Source organism: Streptomyces sp. NPDC049837 (assembly GCF_040674455.1).
Classification (GTDB): domain Bacteria; phylum Actinomycetota; class Actinomycetes; order Streptomycetales; family Streptomycetaceae; genus Streptomyces.
Genome location: NZ_JBFAMP010000016.1, coordinates 95,099 through 116,411, shown reverse-complemented (window position 1 = coordinate 116,411; position 21,313 = coordinate 95,099). Strand labels below are relative to the sequence as shown.

Sequence of the window (21,313 nt, the reverse complement as noted above, 5' to 3'; positions counted from 1 at the left end):
CTCACGTGCCGCATCCATCTGCCTGTGGTCACGTCGTCCACGGTGGGGATGCGTGGGGTCTCCACCGGCCGAAGGGACCTTCGTGACCAGCAACAAGCAATTCAAGAAGGACGGCCGCGCTCTCGCCGAAGCCAAAGGCATCTCCTACACCGCCGCCCGCCGGCTGCTGCTGGCGGCCGCCGAGCCCGCACCGGAGTCCGACGTGGCCCGCTACGGGTGGGCGCAGGTCACCGTGGACGCGCTGTCGGCCATCGTCGCCGAGCAGCGTGTCGTGCCGGTGAGGGAGATCTGGGACGAGAGCGTCCGCAGCACCATGGCCCAGCGGGACAGCGGCGTGCGGTGGGGCGTGGTCGAGGCTGCGGTCGACGGCTACGTCATCCGGGAAGTCGCCGACTGCATGAGGGCGGTGGAGAAGGGCATGCGGGTGCCCGTGCCGCGCCGGTTGCTCGACGGCCGGGTGGAGGTCGCCGCGGTGTGGCCGGTCGTGTGGCTGTCCAGCGACGAGCCGTTTTGGCGGTTCGTGCGCAACGGCTGGTCCATCGAGCGGCCGGGCGAGTTCCCGGACGGCCTCGACCCGATGTGTCCGAGCCCGGATCTGCCGTACGAGGTGCGTACGTACGACGTCCCGGACGGCGTCCTGGGCGAGGACCACTTCGGCGGCGCACCGGACTGGTGGACGCGGGCCTGGTGCACAGACCTCGACAAGGCCCGGGAGCTCGCCGACGCGCTGGTCGCCTACCGGCTGAGCGCCATCGAGCGGCCCGCCGGCGGAGACTGCGGGCGCCAGCGGGCCGAGGTCTGGGAGCACGTGACCACCGACCTGGGTGTGCTGCCGTCCCGGGTCCACCGGGCCGACGCCGCCTGGGACCGGCCGATGGTGCCCCGGCTGCCGTTCGACACGTGGCCGCCCGGGCGGCCGCAGTCGGCCCAGCCCACGCCGGAACCGGCCTGGTTCCCGGGCGAGAAGCACCCGCCGACCTACGAACTGAAGGTGTGGCGCGAGGACACCGGGTGGACCTCGTTCGCCTGGGTCACCGGCAGCCGCTCGGGCGGGAGCCTCGCGGCGACGCTGCTGCGGGTCGGTACCGGCGGCCCGTACGCGTTCGCCGAGATTTGGGGACCGCGCCACCCCCGACGCCTGGGCCCACGACTGGACACAGGAAGGTCGCGTGCTGACCGACTACCACCCGGACATGCCCTACGCGGAACGCTCCGCCCGCTCCAACGCTCGCCACCAGGAGAGGGAAGCTCGTCTCGTCGCGGCGCTCGCCGAGCGCAGCCGGGGCGCCCTCACCGCCGCGCAGGTCACCGAACGGCTCCGGGTCGGCGGTGACGCCTACCGGAGCTTCCTCCAGGCCGGTTCCGCCTGCGTCGCCCGCGCCCTGAACACAGCGCGCCGGGCGGCGGACGGGGATGAGCGGCTGCGGATGCGCCAGGCCCTGGACGCGCTGGAGCGCCGCAGCGAGGTCGCCGGCTGGGTTGTCGACCTCACGCACGCCTACCCGGCCACCGGCCCGGACGCGCACTTCTCGGACGGGGCGCAGTTGTACGCGCGCAGGGCCCTGGCGTCCTCCACCCCGGCTCGGCCCACGGTGTCCCTGGGCTGTCCGTCGCCTGATCAGCCTGCCGGATCGGCACGAAGCCCCCGTCGGCGTATCTGCCAGCGGGGGCTTCTGAACCTGAGTGGCCGTTTGGGAGCTTGACTGCTTGGAACTTGATCGACTGTCGCCAACGGGCAGGCGCTGATTCGCGTGACCTCAGTTCGCCGCCTGTCGTTCCCCACACGTGATCACGCGCCGGGCAGTCGCAACTGCCACCTTCACCCTGACATCTATGGCGGCGGGGCTCACCACGGCCAGCCCCGCCGCCGCCGGCGGGATCGGCGACTTCCTCTCCCCTGCCTTCGGCACCCTGTGCGGCAACCTCAACAACGGCGCCCACGCCAACGGAACCGCAACCAGTGCCACCGGCGCAGCAGGCGGCAACCTCGCCGGCATTCCCATCGGCTCACCGCTCAATCAGTGCGGCGGCGCAGACCTCAACACCAACATCATCCGGGATGTCTGCCCCACCCTCCAAGACATCGATATCCTCACCGTTGAAGTACTCGATGAAGACAGAACCTTCCGGTGCAATCAGATCCGCAAGTGATCAACTAGCACTGGGTCGATCGAGGGCGGCGCAAGGGTGGAGGGGTTCGGAAATCAGCTATTGAGACCGTCCGGGAGGCGTGGACGGACCACGGGTGTGTGACGGGTCTCGGCATCGGTCGTTTTCCGGGCGTGATCACACGTCAGAGGCTTACAGCCCTGTCCCGGACCGCCACAGTGCTGGGCGCGGGCCTCGCCACCGCCAGCCCCGCTTCGGCCGGCGGCGTCGGCGACTTCCTCTCCCCTGCCTTCGGCACCCTGTGCGGCAACCTCAACAACGGCGCCCACGCCAACGGAACCGCAACCAGTGCCACCGGCGCAGCAGGCGGCAACCTCGCCGGCATTCCCATCGGCAGCCCGCTCAACCATTGCGGCGGCGCCGACGCGTCGCCCACCGCCACTGCTGGTTTCTCTCTCCTCAAGCTTGCCGACATCCCCGTTGCCACCAACGCCCCCGACGTGATCGAGGCGGACTGACGCCGCTGAAGTCCCGGAGCTCCGGGGTCCGGTTGTGGTCGAGGGACGGGATTCCGGCGGGTGGCTATCCGGCGGATGCCGCGCAGCGTATGCGCGGGCCTCCGCCGCTTGCTCGGCTACCCCGGGGGTTCCATCCTCCACGGCGATCCGCTGCAGGAGGTTCGCCTTGCGCCCGATGACCGCGGCTCGTTCAGCGTCGGTGGCGTCGGTGTCCATCAGGTGCTCGACGGCGGCGAGGACTACTTGTCACTTCGCCGTAGCTTCGGGAGAACAGTGTCTACGAGCCGTGATTTCAAGCACGTTTACGGCAGTCAGCAAGCGCCTGCTTAAGCATGTTGCGAAGGTGGTCAGGAAGCTGAATCGCATCCGGGTTGAGATCGGACTGACTGATATCAGAAACGATACCGATATCACATGGGTGGATGATCTGCGGGCGGTGGACTGGGGGAGTTTGGTTGATCGTGGGCAGATCCGCGCCGCCGCATTGGTTGACCGGGCTGCCGAGGGGGAGTCCGGCAAGGTTGCCGTTGGCGGCTCCTGTGCCGTGTGCGGTGCTGCCTTGCGTGTCCGCAGCGTGATGATTCACGCAAGCGGTCCCGAACGCTGGAGACAAGAAGTCACCGACACCACCCGCCGCTGCGGGTGTTGCCGTCGCCACTGACAGCGCTGCCGTGACAATGACAGGACCCATTACCTTGCGAGTGCCCATACCCCCGCGAACGATCAACGGCCCTGGTAGTTACCCCTGGACGGGGGCGCCGTCGCCCCGGATCTGTCCGGGGACGCCGGACGCGGGCCTTCGGCGAGCTGGGGGCGGGGGCGTCCGGGGCCATGACGAATGTGTCCGTGGTGAGGGAGACTACGCCGTTGTCGGTGCCGTGCTCGATGATGTCGACGCGAGCGAAGGAGCCGCGGTGTGCGGTGAACGCGCGGGCGTCGTCCGGCTCGTGCACCAGCCGACGGTCTGCCATCCGCCGGTTTGCCGCCGTAGTCCTCGCCCAGCACCTTGCCGTCGCGCGCCGTGTCGAGCCAGGCGGTGATCTGCCAGAGAAGGCCGGGTGCCGGCGAGAACCGCTGCGGCGGGTCGACGATCCGGGCGGGCGCGTCCACCGGCCAGCCGGTGTGTTCCCAGATTGACCGGCCCTCGTGCAAGCGGACCCACTCGGGCATCGCCACGACGGTCACGGCGCCGTCGGCCGCGCGGACCGGCACCGGTACGCGTACAAACCTCCACCCGTCCGGACCCCGAGCACAAATGCACAGGATAATTACGGTTATCCTGTACATATGCTGACGCCAGCACAGAATGCCCGGCATGTCGGGTGATTCACCCGACATGCCGAGGTCGGCAGTTGCCCGGTCGTCCCGCACGGCGCTCACGACGCTGCGGCGCGACCCCCGGGACCTCTGGCCGGCAGGCCAAGAAGATGCTGGCCGAACGGAAAGCCGCTTCCGGCTGATCTGTCAGCATGTCACGAGCCCCGAACCGGCGCGCGGTTCGGGTTCGGGGTTCGCCTGTACGTCGCAAGCTACGGGGCCGGCAACCAGCGCTCCCCGGGGTGCCGCGGTGACCACGCCAGCGGGGCAGGCTGTACCGGGTGACCAGGGTCCACGCGGTCCGAGTGGCATCTTCCACCCATGCGTGCCCCGCAGCGGGGAGGCCGTTCACTCCGCGCAGCCATTTGGTGATCTGCTCTTGTGGGATATGCGGGTTGTCCTTGCCGAGGTACTTGAGAACGTACACCGCGAGGTAGTCCACGTCCTGCGCGCGGCCCTGGCCGTTGAGGATGGGCCTGAGCCGGGAAGCGAACTTCTTTCCGATGCTGTGGTCGCCCTCGACCCAGAGGGAGGTAACCTCCGGCCCTCTGAGCATGTCGAGCAGGTCGATCAGGTGGGCGAGGTCAGGGTCGTCGGCGAGAGTGATTGGTTCGGTCACAGGCGGCTGCCTCCGAGAAGTTGGGGTTGAACCGGACCGGCGCCGCCGATCATCACGGTGCTGGTTCGGGGACACGCCGTTGATGGGCAGAACTGCCCGATTCGCAGCTTGTGATGGCCGATATCGTCCTCATCCCGCAGCCGGATGCGTTCGGCCACAGGAGAGTCTGCGTTGTGCGTCAGGTGCGCAACGAGCGGGCGGTGGAGCCGGGTGCACGGCCAGCCTGCGGGGATGGACAAGTTGATCGAGCTGGCCGGCACGCTCTTCTCCGGGGCGGTCATTGCCGTCCTGGCATCGTGGCTGACCAATCGTGCCCGCAACCGCCAGGAGCAGCAGGCCGAGGTCGGGGCGCTGCGGGTGCAGGCGGATGCGATGACGGTGGCGGTCCTGAAACTGCAGGGCGCGGCGGCCGCCAACCGGCTGCTGTGGGAGGGGCCGGCCGAGCGCGGCCGGACGTTCCTGCTGACGGTGCTCGCCGTCGCCGGTGGCGCCGTCCGGGCCCGGATCGCCGGCGGAACGGACATGCAAAGCGGCCTGGTGGGCTTCGGACGCGCGGCTGAGCTGCTGAGCCGGGAGCGGATGGCGAGCAAGCAGACCGCGGCCGCCATACGCGAGCCGCTCACCCGGGCCGCCACCGCCGCCGCCCCGCTCATGCGCTGCCGTGGCTACCGCCACGGAGCAGTTGCTGAATGCCCTGAGCGCCTTGGAGGACACCGCGCGCCTGGAGGCCACCCTGGAGGCGCTCGGTCGAGCTGTCAACGCGGCCACTGCGCCGCGGTTGTCGTGGTGGGCGCGGCGTGCCGCGCGGAGGAGCTGACCGTGGTGGCTTTGCCGAGTAGTAGTGGGTTCTGGCACAGATCTTGGGGAGCGGTCGCGGAGCGTTACCTCGATGTTCGATTGCGAGGAGACCGGCTCGTATAAGACGGCGTACGCCTTGTTGTCTAACAGCCGGAATTGACGCTCCCTCAGATGCTTACCGGTCGCTGCTGTGGTCGGCTGTGGATGGTGATGGTGCTGGTCATGCAGACCGATGCACCGTTCTGGGACTCGCTGGTGTTCGACGGGATCGACGAGGTAGACGTCGAGGCGGTTACGGCCGTGTTCGGCACGGTCGAGGTGGTGGCGAGAGGCCGCGCGGCCGGGGCTGCGTGTCCGGACTGCGGCCGCTTATCGGACCGAGTCCATGACCGTTACCAGCGGAGGCTGAGGGATCTTCCGATCGCTGAGCAGGGCTTTGTGATCCGGCTGACGGTTCGGCGCTTCATCTGTGGAGCCGGGGCCTGCCCGCGCCGGACGTTCGCCGAGCCGTTCTCCCGGCTGGCCTCCCCGCACGCACGGTTCACCACTCGGCTCAACCATGCCCTGGAGCGAGTGGGGCTCGCCCTTGCCGGGCGGGCCGACGCTCGACTGGCCGTCCAGTTGGGCTTCGGCGCGGGAAGTATGACTTTGTTACGCAGGGTCATGGCATTGCCCGATCCACGGTTCAGTACTCCGCGCGTGCTGGGCATAGACGACTTCGCGATCCGTCGCGGGCAGACCTACTCCACCGTCTTGACCAGCGTCGAAGACCATCGCGTGGTCGATGTGCTGCCGACCCGTGAAGCCGGGCCGCTGGCCGCCTGGCTGATCCGCCACCCCGGCGTGGAGATCATCTGCCGGGACCGGGCAGGCGCCTATGCCGAGGGTGCCCGCCGCGGTGCCCCCGACGCTCAGCAGGTCGCCGACCGGTTCCACCTGTGGCAGGGCCTCGGTCGAGCCGTGGAAACCTGCGTCGCCGCCCATCGCTGCTGCCTGCGCGCATGCCCTGGTCCGCGAGCTCCTTGCCCAAGGTCACTCACGTCGGGCGATTGCCCGGCACCTGGGCTGGGGCCTCAACACCGTGCTCCGGTACGCAAACGCCGCGCGCTGGCAGGACACCTTCCGCGAGAACCGGCCCCGGCCCAGCAGACTGGACCCCGACAAGCCCTACCTGGAGCGGCGATTCGCCGAGGGATGTACCAACGTCACCCGACTGCACAGCGAGCTTGTTGCCGAGCACGCCCCAGTCACCTACGGCATGGTCCGCGCGCACATCGCGACCTTGCGCGGGGCTCCGTTTGAGGCGCCGCCCCGGCCGCCGACGGTGCGGCAGGTGACCGGCTGGCTCACCCGTCACCCCACGACCTTGACCGAGGAAGACCGGGCCGGTCTGAAGGAGGTCTTGGCCCACTGCTCCAAACTGGACACTGCCGCCGGACACGTCCGGGACTTCGGCGAGATACTCACCGACCGCCTCGGCTCCACACTCCCCACCTGGATCGACGCAGTTGACGCCAGCCAGTTACCCGGCCTCACCGGCTTCGCCGTCCACATGCGCCGGGACCTCGACGCCGTGACAGCCGGGCTCACTCTCAACTGGAGCTCCGGCAGCATCGAGGGCGCCGACAACCGCATCAAGAAGATCAAGCGGCAGCTTTACGGCCGAGCCGGATTCGAACTGCTCCGCAAAATGATCCTGCTCCAATAACCCCTCGCGACGGCGTTGGTCTGTGACAGCCGCCAGTCCGGATGACTCTGGTCAACATCTCGTGATCACCCAGCGCGACCGGAGTCGGAGGGTGCTCCCTCAAGCCCCTGCGCCGGAGTGAAGCAACGTGGGTCAGCCCGCCCGCCGGCTGCCGCTGGACTGTTCAGCGTCGTTCCACATGATGGGCATGGCACCGACCGGTGCGAATTTGATCTGTGGATCGGAGCTTTGGACCAGACACATCACACGGCGTCCGAACAACGCTGCCCGGCGGGCGTTGTCGGCGACGATGTCCAGGATGACCTGCGCGCTCTCCGGTTGCGCTGCGGCGAAGACGTCGAAGTCGGTGAAGACCAGGACCAGGCCGGTGGCCTCCGGGGCGATCCCGTAAGCGGCGTAGGAGGCGACATCGCCGAAGCAGTCGTTGAACGCGTCAAAGCTGCGTCCGTAGTAGTCGGGGAAGTCCAGCGCGGCGCCGATCCCTCTGAGGAGGTCTCCCTCCGATGACCAGGCGGTCGCATCCAGACTCGTGACCTGGTAGCCGTGCCCGTCCAGCCATGCTGTGCACTCCTCCAGCAGATTCCGGCGCCAGAAGAGCGTGACAAAAGTGTTCTGCACGAGGCGGAAATCGAGGTCTGCCTCGGCGTCAGGGGTAAAGGCGGCCATGCTGATGACCCTAACCGGTCTTGGTGTCAGGAGGACACAGCGTCTCATCACACTCCGTGATTGCTGCCCAAGATCTGTGCCAGAACCCGACTTCAGGCAGCATTTATCACGACTTTGGGAGGCGTCCGGGGGACGGTGGCGTTCGAGTTGTTCGCGAGTTTCGGCAGCACCGGATACGGCGGAGTACCTCGGACGGCTTGGCACCGCAGCACGGTGGTGGAGCATTCCTCGGATTCACCCGGCGCCCCCTGAGCCGATGTGGGTGAGCACCGCGGCGGCGCCGTCCTCTGCTGTGATGCGGTGAGCGAGTTCGGTCGCGCGGCGTCGGTGGGCCGGCTCGGACAGGCAGACCGTGATCGCGTCCCTGAGGGCTTCGGCGGTCAGGTCCTGGAACGGCACAGGCGGGGGGCGACCCCCAGCTCGTACAACCGAGATGCCCAGAATGGCTGGTCGGCCATGACGGGAACGGCCACAGTGGGTACTCCGGCCCGCAGTCCGGCTCCGGTCGTACCCGCCCCGGCGTGATGGACGACGGCGGCGGTACGAGGGAACAGCCAGTCGTGCGGGACGTCGCCGATGGCCAAGACGTCGTCGCCCCAGCCACTTAGCTCGGCCCACCCCGCCTGCACCACCGCACGCACCCCCGCCTGCCGTACAGCCGCAGCCAGCAGCTCACTGAGCCGTTCCCCCTGCCCTGGCGCCATGCTGCCGAACCCGATGGACACCGGCGGCGGACCGGCCTGGAGGAAGTCGACCAGTTCGGCCGGGGGTTGCCACCCGTCCGGCCGCGCGGGCCACCAGTAGCCCGATACTTCGACCCGCGAGGGCCAGTCCCCGGGGCGCGGCACCACCAGCGGGCTGAAGCCGTGGAAGACCGGCCGGATGTCCCCCGATGACGATGACGCGCCGGCGCCGGGCAGCCCGAGGTGGGCGCGCAGCCGGGTCACGGCGCCCGCGAAGACCCCTTCCGCGCGCCTCACCACGTCCCGACCTGCGGCGAGGTTGTCCTCCGGCCCCGGGCCGCCGGCGGTGCTGCGTGCGTTGGGCAGCGCGAATGCTCCGGTGGCGAAAGCCGGTACGAGATACGTGCCGATGACAGGGATGCCGAGCGCTTCGCTGGCCGTCCAGCCGAGCGGCGCCGGGCCGGAGGCCGTGAGCAGCAGGCCGGCCCCGCCCGCCGGCTTTCGCCACCCCGTCGGCGAGCCCGTCCGCGTACGCCCTCGTCAGCGCCTGGGCCTCCTCCCGCGACGCCGCCCGGGACCAGTCCCGGATCAGCCCCTGCGGGTCTCCCGGCACAGGCCGGTAGTCGAGACCACACCCGTCGATGAGTGCGGCGAAGGACGCGTGAGCGGCCACGGCGACCTGATGGCCGGCGTCCAGCAACATGCAGCGATTCTCCTCGGCGGATGGCGCCCGGCCACCGGCGCCGGCCAAGGGGATCCCTCAGCGCGCCCCCAGCCCCGGGCGTGTGCTGTCGGTACTCGTGAACATCGAACACCGCCAAGTCGGCGTGCTGCTCAAAGCCGCGTACATCCGCTGTCGAAAGTCGGGTTCTGGCACGACTTCCGTGAAGCGGTCGCGATTAGTGATCGTGGGTGTTTCGAGTGCTTGGAGGATCTGTTGAACTTCCTGGTGCCACTGGCGGGCGTCGGCGCTGTCCACCCAGCCGGTTGCCATTTCTGATCCGTCCTGGAGCACCCGGTCCAGTGCGAGTCTTGCCGACGCGCGAAGCGAGGCTGGCAGTTGGGGCAGTGGTTGGCTGGGGCCGTCATCGGGGTCAATCATGATGGGGCTGTCCGGGAGGGTGCTGGCGACGAGAGCTCCGGCGGCAACGGCTTCGGCCCCGTCTCCGCCATCAACCCGTTCTCCCGAGTCGGTGACTCGCTGGAATGCCCGCTCCAGCATGTCGATGACCTGCTGGTGGGTGAGGCCCTCAAGTTCATCGACGAAGTCTGCGGCGAGGTCGCTGTCGAACGGGCCGGTTCCCCACGTTCCCATGGATCGCTCCTGATACGGCTGTCTCGGACGAAGGCATGGTCCCAGGAGCCACTGACATTGGTCACGGGGCGAGCAGGACCCGCTTGCGGCTTCGCGGTGCTACCGCCAGGCACTTCCGGTCCAGGGCGCGCTCGGCCGCCAGCGTTGTGTCAATAGACCTCAAGAGTCGAGCACCGTGGCGACGGCCTCGATCTCGACGAGCTGGTCCTTATAGCCGAGGACAGTGACGCCCATCAAGGTGCTGGGGACGTCGTGGTCAGCGAACGAGTCCCGGACCACCTGCCAGGCAGACACCAGGTCCTCCCGCCGGGCCGATGCGACGAGAACCCTTGTACTGATGACGTCCTGGAGTGACGCGCCGGCGGCAGCGAGAGCGACCTGCATGTTCTCGACGGCTTTCAGTGCCTGACCCGCGTAGTCCCCGATCGCTGCGGTCGAGCCGTCGTCGTTCAGGGGACACGCCCCGGCGAGGAAGATCAGGCGGGAGTCGGCGGGCGCCGTGGCTGCGTAGGCGTACTCGGCGACGTCGGACAGGGAGGCGGAGCGGATCAGAGTGATGGCACGAGCCACGGTCGTCGGGTCCTTTCCCATCGGGAGTTGAGCGTGGACATCCTGCCAACGGCCCGTTGGCATCCGCCTTCCCTTTTTCTCGCCGCGCCCACGGCAACGCCGTCATTTCTGGTCGACACTCGTGCACCCAGTGATCACCAACTGACTCCGGAACCCGTCGAGAAACGCTGTTCCTAGAGATCAACGAAGCCAGGCGTGATGAGGCGACGCCGCTGGCCGAGGTCGGACTGAGGGCGATCTACACCGAGACGCGGGGCGAATGGGTGACCGTCCTGTCGGCATCAGCCGCGTCGGGTGGGGAACAGCAGCAGGTCTGGTGAACCAAGCCGGCTGTTGAAGCGGGCGTTCAGTCGGTGTCGGTGGCGGCCAGCACCGCGATCTCCCGCCCGCTGGGGCGCAGCGCGGTGATGGCGAGGTCCCAGGCGACGTACTCGAACCAGTCGGCCTCGGTGTCGGGCAGGAACCAGTGGGTCTGCTCGGCCCGCCGTGCGATCTCCGGGACCGGGGTGTGGGCGGGGAGGCCGACGAGGCCGGCGAGAGACTGCCAGGCGGCGAGGCGGCCGTACGCGCCGAAGTGGCCGAAGGCGTACGCGCCGCCGCCGGCGGCAGCCGCCCGCAGGATGCCCAGCACGGTGTCGGCGGTGGTCGTCCACAGCTCGGGGGCGTCCCTGCGGCATTCCAGGGGCAGCCGGGCGAAGAGCGCGCCGAAGTCCGTGGGGGCGAGTGGGGAGACGTGAGCGGCAACCCGCCCGTTGGAGGCCGTGTACCAGTCCTCCACGACCGTCCTCATCGCGATGTCCTGCTCCCAGTCGTCCACCTCGGTGACCTTCGTGCCGGCTGTCCGGCGGCGGGCGAGCGGGGGCGTGATCAGCGGATCCTTCGGGACCCGGGAGACCGGGCCCATGGGGTACCAGGAGGGATCGCGTTCGATCTGCTCCAGCGGCAGCAGGTGGCACGGCAGTTGAGCGAGCGGGTGGCCGTCAACGGCCAAGGCGGCTGCGAAGGACCGCAGCGCCGGATGCTCGTCGACGGACACGGGACGCCGTACGAGCTCATGCAGCAGGCAGGCACGGAATTCGTACAGGACTTCCTGGCCGGGCGCGGCTTCGAAGACCTCCCGGGCCAGGTCCTCGGCCGACTGGTGGAACGCGAGCTCCATGGCCAGGAGCCGGGTGCGGAACTCCTCGGCCGGGCCACCGGGCCTCAGGACGAGGGGGAAGCAGAGGAGCTGGCGGATGGTGTCCCGGCCCGGGGTCCTGGCGAGCGCGCGCTGGAGGTGCTCGTACACCGACTCGTACTGCCGTACCTCGGAATCCGTCGCGCCGACCATCGCCGCTCCGAGCTCACCGATCCAGTCGAGGTCACCGGCGCCGACGCGCCGGTCGACCTCGTCGGTGAACGCCCGCGTGTTGTCGGCATGCGCCAACGCGTGCATGAACTGTCGTACCGAGGATTCCATGGTCGTCCCGCCCTATGACGACGCCCCCTCAGGACTGCACATGGGAGGCGGGGCACTGCCCGCCATGGCCCTCGTGGTGGCGGATGACCGCAGGCGAACGCCCCGGTCGCCCACCCTGGGCAGCCTGAAGCGGGGAACATAACGGGCTGCTGCGGCGTGCTGGGCGCTGCGGTAAGGCCGAAGCGAGCGTGGGTTCCCATGCCGGTGCCAGCCGTCTGCTTCCTGGGCGCGCTCCCCTGACCGCCTGGCAGTGCACTACGGGGCCCGGCCCCGTGCCTATCCCACGTCGTACCGGGCGGGTGCCGACACCTGCACTGCTGGGCGTATACGCCTGTGCCTCCGCTCCAGAGCGCGGAAGGCGGAGGCACGGTGGCGGGGCCGACAAGGCGTTCACCCCGAGGCGATCCCGCCGACGGGTTACGGTACCGGCTCGTACGTCACCCTGGCCCCCGGACACTGCGCGGCCGTAGTCGCCAGGACCTGGCGCTCGGCGTCATCAAGCGTGGCTGTTTCGGTCTCGGTGAGCCGACGTTTGATCAGAACAGGCCTTTGTAGCGCTCCCAGCCGGTGGTGGCGATCTTGACGGTGGAGCGGAATGTGCCGGTACCGCTGCCTGTGTTGCGCAGCAGTTGTCCTTGTGAGTTCCTGGTGATCAGGTCAGGGTGCCCGTCTGCGGTGATGTCGCCGACGCCCACGAACGCGTTGCGGCCGGTGGCCCAGCGGTTGCCGAATACCAGGGTGCGGGGCTTGAGTGTGCCGACGGCGGTTCCGTCGTAGCGCCACAGTGAGTCGTTCCGGTCGACTGCGAGGACATCGCCGATGCCGTCTCCGGTGATATCGCCGGCTCCCAGCACGGCACGATAGAGCTTCCAGTTCGTGCCGATGCGGCCCTTGGCCTTGAGTGCACCCGCGCCGTCATTGGCGTAGAGGTACATGTCGCCCGTCGTGGCCTGGCGTGTGATGAGATCGGCTCGGCCGTCGCCGGTCAGGTCTCCCGGTGAGGTGAGGACGTTGAACTGGTTCCAGCCAGAACCCAGGCGCCGGCTCGTCTCGACCTGGCCGCCCATGCCCGGAGAGCAGAGGATCTCCTCGCGGAACAGGTCGCCGTTGGTCCGGCGGCTGAGGAGGTCGTTGCACCCGTCGGCGGTGAGATCGCTGAAGGGGACGAAATGGTTGAAGCCAACTCCTTCGCCCCAGTAGACGGGGTGGGTGCGCAGCGAACCGGAGCCCGAACCCCAGAAGAAGGAGGCGCTGCTGTCCGGATTGATGACAACGAGGTCACCGTAACCGTCCGCCGGTCCGGAGAAGTCTCGCCACCCAGGGGCGGGTGCCGCTGCTGCCGGTCCTGAAAGCAGTGATGCGGCCATAGCTACCGCAGCACCCGCCACTACGGATGCCTTTGCCTTCATGACATTCCTCCCCAGAACGAGAACCCCGCAGGAACAGGCCCCGTAGCAGCCTCACCACGTGGTGAGTGCCATCCTCCCCAGGCCGTCCCTCGGCTTCGCCGCAGCCTACCGACCGCCCGCTGTACACGCCGGGTGATTGCGACTGGACACAGCAGTGGGCGGGCCTAGAGCTCCCCTACGGATCACGGGCGGCGAGGTTCGATCGCAAGACCTGCTGACGTTGACAGAACCGCTGCCTGCGACGATGCGCCTGTGAGCCATGACTTGGCTGTATGGGACAGCGGCGGAATTGTCAAAACCAGTGGGCGGATGAGTCATGCCGAAGGGTTGGTGCCCTGGATGATCTGCCAGCCGCGGGCCGTGCTCCCTGGGGTGAGAAGGAGCGTTCCTGTCCCCCGGAGAGTGACGAGAGCCGTGCAGACCGGGTCGAGTTCGTCAACCGGACGCCCGTAGAAGAGGATCCCGGTCAGCTCCAGGTCGATCGGCGCCGACATGTCGCGGATGTGGTGGAAGCGCGCGCTGAGACGGACCGGCCCGCGGATGCAGCGCACGGCGACGATCACCTCGTCCTCCTCGATTCTCCGCACGTGGTCGATCTGAAGTTCCGCGTCGATCGGCAGGCGGGCGAGAGTCACCGTCACGCTGCAATGATCTCAGGGCGCTCGACGAGCAGGCCGCGTTCGAAGCGGGCTCCGGCGCGGACGAGCGGGACTAGTCGGGCGCCGTTGACCGATCGCCAGCGGTCCTGAGCCGACTCGCCCGATCACCTCGGCTTCGGTGACGACCTTGGTGAACAGGCCGAGGAGCGGTGCCATGGCCGCTCCGGATCCCGGCGTCAAGAAGAACTGGTAACCAGCGGCATCCGTGAGAGCGAACGATGCCTCAATGACACGTTCAGCATCGACGCGGATACGGCCGTCAGGGTCGTGATCGGTGGCTGCGGCACGCTGACCACTCAGATGCCGAACTCCTGCCTCGTGACGTCCTTGACGAACGTCCAACTGTTGCCGGCCGGCTCGAAGACGTAGACGTACATTCCCGCGTAGGGAATGTCCGGCTGCGGATCGGTGCCGGATCTGTTGGTCGTGTAGGGCGTCGTGATCTCCTGAATCCACACCTTCGCCCGCTTCCCCTGGATCTCCACCCGGTTCAGCGTGACCCTCGCCCGTGCCTCACTCCACACACGCCCCGCTGGAGCGGCGTACTGTCGCCACAGCGCATCCTTCTTGTCAGCCCTGCCCTGGAAGATGCTCTCGGCAGCCAGGCGAAGCGATTCCCGCTCCGCCGCACGCTGCGCCTCCTTGCGGTCCTGCACGACGAACACCACCGCACCGGCGACGATGACAGCCGCCAGAGCAGCGAGCAACAGCTTGTGGATCTTACGCATGGTCCCCCCTCGAATACTGCGAAAGCGCAGCGTACGCGATCATCCGCTACCCGGGACGAGGACAGGCGGCCCCGGCGTACGACGTCGGCCCGACAGCGGCCAGAGCCTGTCGGCACCGACATCCTGCGGGCTGGCCCCGTCGATCCCCGCAGCGCACACCTCACGACCAGGTCCTCGCTCCTGGCAAGGAGCCGTGCCGCTCGGGGGGTTGGCACGGCTCCCCAACATGGGGGTCGCAGCCCGCCCGGTCCTGTCAACAAGACGTGGCTGCCCCATTCCCGTCTACGGCCCAGGCACGCTCCACGTGACCGACGCGGGGCCAGTCGGTGGCCGCAGTCCCTCGTGCGGGTGCTTCCCCAGCGGCCGGCGAACCGGGAATTGGGCGGAGCCGTCGGTGGGAGCATGCAGATCGATGAGCAGCACATCGCCGAGCCCAGGGCTCGTGGTCCTGGACACCCTCGCCGCAGCCCGATCTGCCCCTCGACCCCGCATTTCTCGTGGGCGCCCTCGATGCCGGGTCGGCAGTAGAACGGCTCTATGCCCCATTCTCTGAACTTATTGTCGGGCCTTGCTTGTGGCCACGATGTCGATGGCGACTCGAAGCGGCGTCTCGGCATTCCCAAGTAGCGCCCGGGTGATTGCGATCGCTTGGATGATGCTCATACCGCGCTCGGCCAGGAGGATCTGGACAGCCTCCATTCCGTCGCTCTCAAGGACTGGTCGGGACTGCTCGACCAGATCGGTCCAGCGTGCGGCGTCCTCGGGGCTTAGACCGATGATGTGGTCAAACACGACTCCCTCCTCGCGTGATGAGTCGATGAGATGTGCTCACGTATCGTCAGAGCCCAGTGCTGCAGTCAGGACCTTCACGGCGTCAGCGTATTGAAGGCGGTCGAACTGAAACGGGCCGAACCCCGAGTAGTCGCGTGTCTTGCGGTGGGGCTGTTCGAAGGCGTCCCAGGTCACGTGGTCAGGAGTAACTGTGATGCCGGCCATCAGCGGCCAGCATCCCCACTCACCGCATTCGCAGCCGAGCACGGGCGTCTTCGGCCCCATCGCTCCGGTGGATCGTCCATGGAAATGGTTTTCCATCGGGCCGAATCGGAAGAACTGCGGGATAAGACCTCCGTAGGCGTCTCCGGCTGGTTGCATTCCAGCGTTCATCTCGAACTGGTCGACCAAGTTGGTAAAGGGTGTTCCGTCGATGCACGGGACGACTTCGAGCACGCCACGATCAGCGTGGCGCCGACAGTCGAAGAGGATCTCCTGGCTGGTCATATGCACATTGTTGCAGCTCACTTCTTCCCTGCTCCTCCTGATTATGGTGGGCAGTCATGGCCGGGGCGGCAGGGCCGTGGAGGCTGGTTGCGGGGTGGGGATGCCGAGATCGACGATGGTCCGATGGTCGCGGCACCTGTCGAATCGGGACAGTGTGCCCTCTGCGCCGGCGAGGCTGACACGCAGTCCTCCAACCTCGCCGAGCCAGCCTTCGCGCTCGGCCTCGGCGATGCGAGCGATCAGGTTGTCGCGGATCTCGACCAATCGGTGGCGTTCGGCGGGTCGGGCCAGAGCATCGGGCAGCGGACGCAGGCGTGCTCGTGGATACAGGGGGGGTACTGAACGAGCGGCCGCAGGTGCCGATGGAGACCTTGCGCCACTCGAAGGGGCCCAGGAATTCGCTCCGCTCCTCGTCGGTCGGGACCCGGTATTCTCCGGTTGGCCGCATAGCTCGTCGACGAGCCAGGACGGCCAGATGGGCTTGGACGGCCTCGCCGAGATGGACCGCCTTGTAGCCGAAGGTGACGTTGATGTCCTGGTGTCCGGCGATGACCTGGGCGATGTGCCGGGGCAGGCCGTCGAGGACGGCGTCGGTGATGAACAGCCGGCGGAAGTCGTGCAGCGTGGAATGCAACGGTCCGCCGGTGGCGGAGTCCGTCATCCCGGTGTGTGCGAGCGCGGTGATGAGCATCTTCCGGACGGCGCCTGAGCTGATCGCCCAGTTCTTGTACCGCGGTGTCGCTGGAACAGCAGTGGTGCAGGCGGCAGCCAGGTGCGTTCGCAGTGGTCGTAGGCGGGGACCAGGGGGGCTCGACCGTTCTTGTCGCGGATCCGGCGGATGATCGAGGACGCGCCGAACCCGAACCGGCCGGGCGCTGACGGCGGCAGGGCTCGCCCAGCACGCCGACCGGAGACCCACCCGTTCGAGGCAATGGGCGGCTCATGTCAGGCCGGCGGCGAGCGCCTGGAGGCGGTTGTCGAGCAGGTGCTCGACCTTGCTTGCCAGGACGCCGTGCAGCGCAGGGAGCCGTGCCGCTCGGGGGGTTGGCACGGCTCCCCGACAAAGGGGGCGCAGCCCACTCCGGTCCTGTCAGCGGAACAGCGGCTGCCCCTTTCATGTCTACGGTCCAGGCACGGTCCGCGCGACCGACGCCGGGCCAGTCGATGGCCGCAGTCCCTCGTGCGGATGCTTCCCCAGCGGCCGGCGAACCGGACAACTGGGCGGAGCCGTCGGCGGGAGCATGCAGATCGATGAACAGCACATCGCCGAGCCGTGGCTCGTGGTCCTGGACGCCGCCGCCGCGGACGAGGACACCCTCGCCGCGGTGATGGAGGGCCTCCCAGCAACAGTGTGCGACCTCCGGGATCACCCCGGTATGGCGCGTCCCCGGCGAACCCGGCGTGCGGGCGCGGGTGTACGCGGACATCCGGCGCCCCTCCACCCCGGGGTGAGCGGACGGTAGGCCTACCCCCGGTGGTGGTCTGGGTCAGGGAGCTGCGGCGGTGAGTGCCGCTCGAGGATTTCGGCCCAGCGGTGCAGGACGACGAAGCCGGTGGTGTCGGCCTGTGCCTGGACCAACTCGGTCAGGGCGGCGACGAAAGGCTGGGCTGCTGCGTCGGCGGGTATCGCGGCGGCAGCGTGCCTGAGCCGCCCATGCGCGGCGGGAAAGACACCTTTCGCCCACTCGTCCTGTTCCTTGACCCGCTTGCTTCCTTCCTCCCAGTTGATCTCCATGATGGCGAGGGCGGGGCAATCCGGGGTGTGCCAGGTCTCGCTGATCCGGCCTGCGGCCTTCACGTATGCGATGCGGGTGTTGTCCGGGCTCGGCAGGGCGAAGCAGTCGGTGCGTTCCGTCTCCGGCTTGTCGGTCATCGCGGAGCTCTTCGTTCGGGTGGAGGCAGAGCCTGCCATCCCGATCAACCGGCGGCCAGGGGCTTGGCTCACCACTCCGGCCGCCACGAGCTCGACACCGTACGGATGCTGCTGGTTAGGCCTGATTGCGGGCGCGGGCCATGCCCGGCAAGCCCAACCGCACGTTCGATCAGACGTGGAATCCGCTGCGGAACGGGATGCAGTTCCTCGTACACCACCGCCATGACCGGCACCTGACGCGGCAGCCCGTCAGCTCCAAGGACCTCGATAACCGGAACCCACCCCAGCGGCGCACCCGGGTCGGTCCGGGCCTTCCACACACCGCCATACACACGGACCAGCACCTCCGCGACAAAAGCCGTCAACTGGGTATGCAGCCAGACCCAGTCGTCCTCCTCGAACTGTGCCCACGGTGAACGGAGGACGAAGTCATCCAGAAGCGGCACGGCCGTCAACGGGTCACGGTCGAACACCTGAAGATCACCGCCCAAAGCCGCGATCATGTCCCGGATCGCCGGGCCGGCACCCCTCGCGAACCCATCCACGTCCATCGGGCGAGCCTAACCACAGCAAGGAAGCGGCGGCCACGGCCGACGCACAACGCTGCCGCAGCAGCCCGACAAGCAGCTTGAGCGGCTCGCGGCTGACGGGAATGCGCAGCCGGAGCAGTGCGCCGCCAGGCTGCTGACCGCTGACCTCACGCGCGCCCGGTTCGCCGAGGCCGCCAAGGCGTTCGCCGCCGAGCACGCCGAGGGGTTCGCCGGGACGTCACTCAGGCCCGTGTTCCGGGTGATCCGGACGTCACTGACTTCGCGCCATGGCCGCCGCGGTGGCCCGCCATCACCACACGGTCATGGGCACCCTGGTCTATCCCGAGCCTCATCACCGGGCCGCCGCTCTGCTGCACTGCCTTGCCCGGGTGCCAGCGCTTGAGCACAGCAACGAGCTGTTCGCCGCGATGGTGGCCGCTGCCTACCTTCAGGTCAGCGGCCATCTGATCAAGGTCTCCACGGACGACGCGGCCAACCTCGTCGCCGCTGTCGCCGAGGGGCGGCTGACGATCCGCGACACCGCCGCCGCGGTGAAGACCAGCGCGGGCAGAAACTGCGAACCACGACATCTGCCAGCGACGCTACACCGCGAGGTGGCCGATCACCAGGGAGTAACTGCCGGTCGCTCAGGGCGGCGTCACCCCCACCGGCCCGCGCAGCCGGCGGGCAACCCTCACGGCGGTGCTGGACCGGGAGCGCGCTGGGTCAGGTGCCGGGCCGGCGGCCGGCTGTCTGCGGTGCGTGGGGGTGCTGCTCAGGGGCCTGTGGCTGCCGCGGCGCCGGCTGGGCCGCCGGGGTTACGGCGGCGGCGTCGGTGACCCTCGCGCGGAGGTCGGTGAGAAGGTGTGCCATGTGGCGCGCGAGCGGGAGAGGGTCGGGCCGCGGGTGTTTCCACTCGGTGCCGGGAAACAAGTGGGACCGGCCGGGGAAGGCCTTGAGGAACTGCGTGACTGGTCGTCACACCACGAGGGCACCCAGGACCCGGATCGGCACAGGAACACGGCGTCGAAGGGCCTCGTGACAGGGGCCCCGTCGTCGGTTGCGCTTGCCGACGGAGGGGGCTACGAGGTCCTGCAGGGCGCTCAGAGAGGCGCATGGCCGCTAGAGCGGGGCTACCGCGGGCTGCTGGGCAGTCTGCTGCGAGTAGGCGGCCGACTCTGGCCTCAAGACGGGCGCGGCGGTCGGCGCAGGGCCGGTGCAGCAGCTCCTCACCATCCCGCTGCAAGACGTCGACCGCCACGAAGTGCGCGGGGCCCAGCCGACGCCGAGGTGCCGCGATCGTGGGCGGCGGGGCCCGGCGCTGCAAGGCCTCGATGCCGAGCCGGTCGGCCTCCAGGACCGGGCCGCCACCCCGCGACGGGGCGGCGGCCCGGAGAAGGAGCCGCGGCTAGGGGATGTCCGGTCGATCATGGCCTTCGTATCTGGGGACCGCCCGAGCTGTAGAGGAGCGGCGCAGGGCCGGGCGGTTCTGCTCGGTGGTCAGGCGGGAACGCCGGCCCGGTTCAGGACAGCGGCCATCTCGTCCTCGGGGAGCGCAGGGTTGGCACCCGCGCTGGAGGCCAGTTCGGGGACATGAAGCGCCTCGCGGAGCCGGTGGAGCGGGAGGCGCGGGTCACCGGCCGCCGCCTGGCGTGTCCAGACCGCGGGGTCATGGCTGAGCCGTTCGATCAGCATGGGTGTGGCGGCCGGGTCCCGGACGGCCAGCCGCCGGTAGTTGCCGTCCGGGTGGTCCGCGTAACGCGCGGCGAGACCCTCGCGGGGGAAGCGGGGGTGCGTCTCCGCCATCCAGGCGGAGAACGTGCCGCCGAGCCGTGCGTACACACGCATCAGGACCTCCTCCGGCGTGTCGGAGTGGTGCACACTCAAGAGGTCTTCCACCAGGGGGTCCTCGGAGCGTGCGAGCAGGCGCATGAGGTCGGGCGGCAGGTGGGGGCTCCGGGCGGCGGCGCGCCGGAGCAGCGGGTGGGCGGAGGCCGCGGCCCGTCGCAGCACCTCCGTGTCGGCGAGCCCGTCCCGTACCCACTGCACGCCGTCGCCCCTGTCGAAGGCCCCCACCGTGAAGTCGATCGCCATGCGCCGCGTCTCGCCGAGTTCGGGCCTGAGGGAGACCGCGAGCCGTACGGCCTCGTCGGGGTCGACGGCGAGCCGCTCCACGAGGTCGGCGGGCAACGACGGGTTCTCGGCAAGGGCCGCCAGGTGCGTCCGCTCGGCAACGTATCGTTCGGCGTCGGCGCGGTGCAGGAGTCCGCGACGCAGCGCCTCGGCGGCGGACTTCGGATCGCGGAGGAGTTCGGCGGTGACGCGTGCGTCCCGTCGGCACTCCCCCAGCGCGGCGGCCCGCCGCACCTCGGGGTCGTGGTCGCCCAGCAGCGCCGACCGCTCCCCCGGCGGCAGCTTCTCCCATGCGCGCGCCGCGCTTCGGCGCGCTGCCGGATCGCGGTGCGTGGCCAAGGAGGCCACGAACGACGGCGCGAGATGGGGTGAGTCCAGCAGGGCCGTCCGTACGGAAGGGTCGGGGTCGTCGAGCAGGCGGGCGCACACGTCGTCCGGCAGCGGCGCGACCGTCGTACGCGGGTCGCGCCACTCGGGTCCGTACGCGAGGGCGGCCCGCACCTTGGGCGAAGGGTCGTCCGCGAGCCGGGCCCGCTGCGCGGTCTCGGCCCTGGTGCTCATCGCGAAGTCGATCCGAGCGCCCGGGTTCGGGTGAGCCAGGATCACCGCGACGGCCGGCTCGGGGAGTCCAGCCCGCTGGAGGGCGTGACGGGGCGGGCCGTCACCGCCGCCGTCGAAGGCGAGCAAGCGCAGCAGCAACGGTGTCGGCAGCGCCGGGTTACGGGCGACTCCGTCCAGCGCGGACGCGTGGAACGCGACCATGATTCCCCTACCCCTGTGTCACCGTCGGCTGGTTCACGACCATGATCCCCCACCCGTCAGGCCGTCTGGCGGTCGGGCCGTCATGATCGGCCGGACAGCACCCAGTCGGTCAGTTCGTCCTGGGGCTCAGTGCCCTGGACGGGGATGCCGACCGCGAAGGGCAGCGGCTGCCCGGTCTC

General features: G+C 69.0%; 25 protein-coding genes and 1 pseudogene. 12 read left to right on the top strand and 14 right to left on the bottom strand.

Annotation, left to right across the window (positions count from 1 at the left end):
- Window positions 1-82 precede the first annotated feature (82 nt).
- The 4 genes from AB0J57_RS32435 (at window position 83) to AB0J57_RS32420 (ending at window position 3,288) form a co-directional block, all read left to right on the top strand.
- Window positions 83-1,333 carry a hypothetical protein gene (locus AB0J57_RS32435; protein ID WP_366131964.1) on the top strand — a complete coding sequence of 417 codons (1,251 nt, stop codon included), beginning with the start codon at window positions 83-85 and terminating at the stop codon, window positions 1,331-1,333.
- A 500-nt stretch (window positions 1,334-1,833) separates the two neighbouring features.
- Window positions 1,834-2,151, top strand: a complete 318-nt coding sequence (locus AB0J57_RS32430) for a chaplin family protein (protein WP_366131963.1) — start codon at window positions 1,834-1,836, stop codon at window positions 2,149-2,151.
- A gap of 98 nt (window positions 2,152-2,249) precedes the next feature.
- Window positions 2,250-2,627: a chaplin family protein gene (locus AB0J57_RS32425; protein ID WP_366131961.1), complete on the top strand. Its 378-nt coding sequence runs from the start codon at window positions 2,250-2,252 to the stop codon at window positions 2,625-2,627.
- A 286-nt stretch (window positions 2,628-2,913) separates the two neighbouring features.
- Window positions 2,914-3,288: a hypothetical protein gene (locus tag AB0J57_RS32420; protein WP_366131960.1), complete on the top strand. Its 375-nt coding sequence runs from the start codon at window positions 2,914-2,916 to the stop codon at window positions 3,286-3,288.
- Window positions 3,289-3,954: 666 nt separating this feature from the next.
- On the opposite strand, the gene AB0J57_RS32415 is transcribed toward AB0J57_RS32420, so the two are convergent.
- The gene (locus tag AB0J57_RS32415; protein ID WP_366131959.1) at window positions 3,955-4,563 is read right to left on the bottom strand and encodes a hypothetical protein; all 609 of its coding nucleotides are present in this window, start codon (window positions 4,561-4,563) and stop codon (window positions 3,955-3,957) included.
- Window positions 4,564-4,794: 231 nt separating this feature from the next.
- Between AB0J57_RS32415 and AB0J57_RS32410 the strand changes: the two genes are divergently transcribed.
- From AB0J57_RS32410 to AB0J57_RS32400, 3 genes are read left to right on the top strand one after another with little or no spacing between them, the layout of a single operon-like run.
- Window positions 4,795-5,484, top strand: coding sequence for a hypothetical protein (locus AB0J57_RS32410; protein ID WP_366131958.1), 690 nt, complete (start codon window positions 4,795-4,797; stop codon window positions 5,482-5,484).
- Between the two features lie 48 nt (window positions 5,485-5,532).
- Window positions 5,533-6,663 (top strand): ISL3 family transposase, encoded by a 1,131-nt coding sequence (locus AB0J57_RS32405; RefSeq protein WP_366131957.1) that lies wholly within the window; start codon window positions 5,533-5,535, stop codon window positions 6,661-6,663.
- Complete coding sequence (locus AB0J57_RS32400) at window positions 6,620-7,069, top strand: transposase (protein WP_366131956.1); 450 nt, start codon at window positions 6,620-6,622, stop codon at window positions 7,067-7,069. The genes AB0J57_RS32405 and AB0J57_RS32400 overlap by 44 nt, the downstream gene beginning before the upstream one ends.
- A 132-nt stretch (window positions 7,070-7,201) precedes the next feature.
- Here the strand turns inward: AB0J57_RS32400 and AB0J57_RS32395 are convergent, their stop codons facing one another.
- The 10 genes from AB0J57_RS32395 to AB0J57_RS32350 form a co-directional block, all read right to left on the bottom strand.
- Window positions 7,202-7,735: a barstar family protein gene (locus tag AB0J57_RS32395; RefSeq protein ID WP_366131955.1), complete on the bottom strand. Its 534-nt coding sequence runs from the start codon at window positions 7,733-7,735 to the stop codon at window positions 7,202-7,204.
- Between the two features lie 380 nt (window positions 7,736-8,115).
- Window positions 8,116-8,718, bottom strand: a complete 603-nt coding sequence (locus AB0J57_RS32390) for a glycosyltransferase (protein ID WP_366131954.1) — start codon at window positions 8,716-8,718, stop codon at window positions 8,116-8,118.
- Window positions 8,719-9,178: 460 nt separating this feature from the next.
- A complete protein-coding gene (locus AB0J57_RS32385) occupies window positions 9,179-9,733 on the bottom strand; it encodes a DUF4259 domain-containing protein (RefSeq protein WP_366131953.1) in 555 nt (184 codons plus the stop codon).
- Window positions 9,734-9,892: 159 nt separating this feature from the next.
- Complete coding sequence (locus AB0J57_RS32380; RefSeq protein ID WP_366131952.1) at window positions 9,893-10,303, bottom strand: Rid family hydrolase; 411 nt, start codon at window positions 10,301-10,303, stop codon at window positions 9,893-9,895.
- A 346-nt stretch (window positions 10,304-10,649) separates the two neighbouring features.
- Entirely contained in the window at window positions 10,650-11,738 is a 1,089-nt protein-coding gene (locus tag AB0J57_RS32375) for a DUF6183 family protein (RefSeq protein ID WP_366131951.1), read from the bottom strand.
- Between the two features lie 560 nt (window positions 11,739-12,298).
- Window positions 12,299-13,171 (bottom strand): VCBS repeat-containing protein, encoded by an 873-nt coding sequence (locus tag AB0J57_RS32370; protein ID WP_366131950.1) that lies wholly within the window; start codon window positions 13,169-13,171, stop codon window positions 12,299-12,301.
- Window positions 13,172-13,485: 314 nt separating this feature from the next.
- The gene (locus AB0J57_RS32365; RefSeq protein ID WP_366131949.1) at window positions 13,486-13,812 is read right to left on the bottom strand and encodes a hypothetical protein; all 327 of its coding nucleotides are present in this window, start codon (window positions 13,810-13,812) and stop codon (window positions 13,486-13,488) included.
- A 314-nt stretch (window positions 13,813-14,126) separates the two neighbouring features.
- Window positions 14,127-14,558, bottom strand: coding sequence for a hypothetical protein (locus AB0J57_RS32360; protein ID WP_366131948.1), 432 nt, complete (start codon window positions 14,556-14,558; stop codon window positions 14,127-14,129).
- A 555-nt stretch (window positions 14,559-15,113) separates the two neighbouring features.
- Window positions 15,114-15,350, bottom strand: coding sequence for a hypothetical protein (locus AB0J57_RS32355; protein WP_366131947.1), 237 nt, complete (start codon window positions 15,348-15,350; stop codon window positions 15,114-15,116).
- A gap of 36 nt (window positions 15,351-15,386) precedes the next feature.
- A complete protein-coding gene (locus tag AB0J57_RS32350) occupies window positions 15,387-15,836 on the bottom strand; it encodes a hypothetical protein (RefSeq protein WP_366131946.1) in 450 nt (149 codons plus the stop codon).
- Window positions 15,837-15,959: 123 nt separating this feature from the next.
- Between AB0J57_RS32350 and AB0J57_RS32345 the strand changes: the two genes are divergently transcribed.
- The 4 genes and pseudogenes from AB0J57_RS32345 to AB0J57_RS32330 all read left to right on the top strand — a co-directional run bounded on the left by AB0J57_RS32345 (window position 15,960) and on the right by AB0J57_RS32330 (window position 17,288).
- On the top strand, window positions 15,960-16,178 hold the full coding sequence (locus tag AB0J57_RS32345) for a hypothetical protein (RefSeq protein ID WP_366131945.1): 219 nt from the start codon (window positions 15,960-15,962) through the stop codon (window positions 16,176-16,178).
- A 133-nt stretch (window positions 16,179-16,311) separates the two neighbouring features.
- The gene (locus AB0J57_RS32340; protein WP_366131944.1) at window positions 16,312-16,545 is read left to right on the top strand and encodes a hypothetical protein; all 234 of its coding nucleotides are present in this window, start codon (window positions 16,312-16,314) and stop codon (window positions 16,543-16,545) included.
- Between the two features lie 532 nt (window positions 16,546-17,077).
- A pseudogene (locus AB0J57_RS32335) lies at window positions 17,078-17,134 on the top strand (hypothetical protein); the annotation flags it as partial.
- A 67-nt stretch (window positions 17,135-17,201) separates the two neighbouring features.
- Complete coding sequence (locus tag AB0J57_RS32330; RefSeq protein ID WP_366131999.1) at window positions 17,202-17,288, top strand: DUF6207 family protein; 87 nt, start codon at window positions 17,202-17,204, stop codon at window positions 17,286-17,288.
- 13 nt (window positions 17,289-17,301) lie between these two features.
- Here AB0J57_RS32330 and AB0J57_RS32325 read toward each other — a convergent pair whose 3' ends face one another.
- Window positions 17,302-17,709, bottom strand: a complete 408-nt coding sequence (locus tag AB0J57_RS32325; RefSeq protein WP_366131943.1) for a hypothetical protein — start codon at window positions 17,707-17,709, stop codon at window positions 17,302-17,304.
- Window positions 17,710-17,777: 68 nt separating this feature from the next.
- Window positions 17,778-18,260 carry a hypothetical protein gene (locus AB0J57_RS32320; RefSeq protein WP_366131942.1) on the bottom strand — a complete coding sequence of 161 codons (483 nt, stop codon included), beginning with the start codon at window positions 18,258-18,260 and terminating at the stop codon, window positions 17,778-17,780.
- A 266-nt stretch (window positions 18,261-18,526) separates the two neighbouring features.
- Here AB0J57_RS32320 and AB0J57_RS32315 point away from each other — a divergent pair, with 266 nt between their 5' ends.
- Window positions 18,527-19,078 (top strand): hypothetical protein, encoded by a 552-nt coding sequence (locus tag AB0J57_RS32315; protein ID WP_366131941.1) that lies wholly within the window; start codon window positions 18,527-18,529, stop codon window positions 19,076-19,078.
- Window positions 19,079-19,739: 661 nt separating this feature from the next.
- Here AB0J57_RS32315 and AB0J57_RS32310 read toward each other — a convergent pair.
- Window positions 19,740-21,134, bottom strand: a complete 1,395-nt coding sequence (locus AB0J57_RS32310) for a Mucin-2 (RefSeq protein WP_366131940.1) — start codon at window positions 21,132-21,134, stop codon at window positions 19,740-19,742.
- Window positions 21,135-21,313: the final 179 nt, after the last annotated feature.

Coding starts and splice junctions, on each gene's coding strand:
- AB0J57_RS32430 (WP_366131963.1), top strand. CDS start 1,834: ATGGCGGCGGGGCTCACCACGGCCAGCCCCGCCGCCGCCGGCGGGATC.
- AB0J57_RS32410 (WP_366131958.1), top strand. CDS start 4,795: ATGGACAAGTTGATCGAGCTGGCCGGCACGCTCTTCTCCGGGGCGGTC.
- AB0J57_RS32405 (WP_366131957.1), top strand. CDS start 5,533: ATGCTTACCGGTCGCTGCTGTGGTCGGCTGTGGATGGTGATGGTGCTG.
- AB0J57_RS32400 (WP_366131956.1), top strand. CDS start 6,620: ATGGTCCGCGCGCACATCGCGACCTTGCGCGGGGCTCCGTTTGAGGCG.
- AB0J57_RS32395 (WP_366131955.1), bottom strand. CDS start 7,735: ATGGCCGCCTTTACCCCTGACGCCGAGGCAGACCTCGATTTCCGCCTC.
- AB0J57_RS32385 (WP_366131953.1), bottom strand. CDS start 9,733: ATGGGAACGTGGGGAACCGGCCCGTTCGACAGCGACCTCGCCGCAGAC.
- AB0J57_RS32375 (WP_366131951.1), bottom strand. CDS start 11,738: ATGCACGCGTTGGCGCATGCCGACAACACGCGGGCGTTCACCGACGAG.
- AB0J57_RS32370 (WP_366131950.1), bottom strand. CDS start 13,171: ATGAAGGCAAAGGCATCCGTAGTGGCGGGTGCTGCGGTAGCTATGGCC.
- AB0J57_RS32360 (WP_366131948.1), bottom strand. CDS start 14,558: ATGCGTAAGATCCACAAGCTGTTGCTCGCTGCTCTGGCGGCTGTCATC.
- AB0J57_RS32350 (WP_366131946.1), bottom strand. CDS start 15,836: ATGACCAGCCAGGAGATCCTCTTCGACTGTCGGCGCCACGCTGATCGT.
- AB0J57_RS32345 (WP_366131945.1), top strand. CDS start 15,960: ATGGTCGCGGCACCTGTCGAATCGGGACAGTGTGCCCTCTGCGCCGGC.
- AB0J57_RS32340 (WP_366131944.1), top strand. CDS start 16,312: ATGGGCTTGGACGGCCTCGCCGAGATGGACCGCCTTGTAGCCGAAGGT.
- AB0J57_RS32325 (WP_366131943.1), bottom strand. CDS start 17,709: ATGACCGACAAGCCGGAGACGGAACGCACCGACTGCTTCGCCCTGCCG.
- AB0J57_RS32320 (WP_366131942.1), bottom strand. CDS start 18,260: ATGGACGTGGATGGGTTCGCGAGGGGTGCCGGCCCGGCGATCCGGGAC.
- AB0J57_RS32315 (WP_366131941.1), top strand. CDS start 18,527: ATGGCCGCCGCGGTGGCCCGCCATCACCACACGGTCATGGGCACCCTG.
- AB0J57_RS32310 (WP_366131940.1), bottom strand. CDS start 21,134: ATGGTCGCGTTCCACGCGTCCGCGCTGGACGGAGTCGCCCGTAACCCG.